Here is a 232-nt window from a genome sequence, read left to right on the forward strand (position 1 = left end):
GCAAACGCCAGCCCCCATACCGTACCAACGCTAAGGCACAGTATCGCGCCAGCCCAAAACCAAGGCTGTAAGGTTAAACAAAGCTGATACGCACGCTCTGTTTTAGCGTAAGGGTGTAACCACTTCCACATTAGTTTTGACTCACTTTTAAAGAATACGCTATGGCAAACGGTGCCAACGCCGCAGCCAACAACAGCATGGCGGCGATAATAGCAAGTTGTGCATGATAAGG

At 49.6% G+C, this 232-nt stretch carries 2 pseudogenes; both read right to left on the reverse strand.

From position 1 onward, the window contains the following. Positions 1–131, reverse strand: a pseudogene (locus NLF92_RS13855) (heme ABC transporter permease); the annotation flags it as partial. After that, positions 131–232: pseudogene (locus NLF92_RS13860) on the reverse strand (heme exporter protein CcmB); the annotation flags it as partial. The pseudogenes NLF92_RS13855 and NLF92_RS13860, both read right to left, overlap by 1 nt.

Source organism: Opacimonas viscosa (assembly GCF_024199005.1).
Classification (GTDB): domain Bacteria; phylum Pseudomonadota; class Gammaproteobacteria; order Enterobacterales; family Alteromonadaceae; genus Opacimonas; species Opacimonas viscosa.